Annotated in this window: 1 protein-coding gene and 1 pseudogene; both read left to right on the forward strand. The window is 72.0% G+C overall.

The features are described from left to right. Positions 1–233, forward strand: a pseudogene (locus tag EP28_RS14455) (hypothetical protein); the annotation flags it as partial. Between the two features lie 110 nt (positions 234–343). Continuing rightward, positions 344–1,626, forward strand: a 1,283-nt coding sequence (locus EP28_RS11450) for a PGF-pre-PGF domain-containing protein (protein WP_049984146.1), incomplete at its 3' end; no start/stop codon positions are given.

The following is a 1,626-nucleotide window of genomic DNA, read 5'->3' on the forward strand; positions in this document are numbered from 1 at the left end:
ACACGATCGAACTCACCGTCACCAACGACGCCGGCGAGACCGACACCGCCACCGCCGACCTCGCCGTCGACCCCGGCACAGACGCCGGCGACGGCGCGACCGGCGGTGACGGAACGGACGGTGGAGGTCCGACCGACGAGCCTGCTGGACTCGGTACCATGGCGATCGCGCTGCTCGCGATCCTCGCGGCCCTCGCGGCCGCGGCGGTCGTCTGGGTCCGTCGCAACGGGTAACGCGGCGGACCCCTGCGGTCTGTACGACGCGGACCGCAGGGCGCGAGCGGCCGACCGATCGGTACCGTCTGAGGAATCGTCCGAACGAACGACCACACGAAACCCAACCGATGACAGATCCCACACCCTCGAACCGCACGACGCGATCGACAGACACAGAGCGGCGCACGGCCCGCGCGCCGGCGACCACCGGCGGGCTCGCAGCGCGAGCCACGCGAGCCACCGGAACATCACTCCGAAGGCGGCTCCGCGGAGGGGTAATCGTCCTCCTCGCCGTGCTCGTCGCGACGGCCGCCGTCCCCGGGCTCGCCGCGGGACAGGAGGCCGTCCCGGCGTCGTACTACGGCGACGTGACGGTCAACGGCGAACCGGCCGACCCCGGCACGGAGATCGAAGCGGTCGTCGACGGCACCGTCTACGACACGATCACCGTCGAGGAGGCGGGGTCGTTCGGCGGCTCCGGGCCGTTCGAAGAGAAGCTCACCGTCGAGGAGCCCGACTCCGGTGACACCGTCGAGTTCCGCGTCGGCGACGTGACAGCGGACACGACCGTCCCGTGGGAAGAAGGCGACGTGCGCGAGGTGAGCCTCTCGTTCGAGGGTGTCTCGACAGACGGCAGCGAGGGCGCTGATGGAAGCGACGGCACCGGTGGGGGCGACGGTAGCGACGGTTCGAGTGGCGGTGACGGCGCGAGCGGTGGCGGTGGCGGCGGTGGCGGCGGTGGCGGCGGTGGCGCAGCCGCAGTCGACGAGAGTGACACAGCGTCCGGCGACGGAGCGGTCGTCCAGAGCGCCGAGGCGTCGATCGAGGCCGACGGCGGCGGCGAGGGCGCGCAGGCGACGTTCGACGACGGGTTACCGGTGGAGTCCATCGCCTTCGAGAGCGCCGACGTGCGGGGATCCGTCGACGTGACGACACAGACGTCCGAACCGGCGACCGTCGCCCCGTCGCCGGGCACCGCGGTGCAGGTCTCCGAGATCACCGTCCCCGACGACGCGACCGACGCGCCGGCGACGATCCGCATGCGGGTCTCGGCCGACCGGCTCGACGAGACGGACGCGGCGGCGGACGAACTGCGGGTCACCCGGCTGTCGGGCGGCGAGTGGGAGACGCTCGACACGACCGTCACCGAGGAGACCGCCGATGGCGTGACGCTCGAAGCCGAAACCCCCGGATTCTCGTACTTCGCGGTGAACGCGGTGAGCGAGCCGGAGGCGGCCGCGACGGTCGACCCCGGCACGGTGACCGTCGGTGAGGAAGTCACGCTCGACGGCAGCGGCTCGACGACCGAACACGGCGAGATCGTCGCGTACGACTGGTCGGTCGCCGGCGAGTCGCTCTCCGGCGAGACCGCGACCGCGACGATCGACGAGACGGGCGAGTACACGATCGA

It is taken from the genome of Halorubrum sp. BV1 (assembly GCF_000746205.1).
GTDB lineage: Archaea > Halobacteriota > Halobacteria > Halobacteriales > Haloferacaceae > Halorubrum.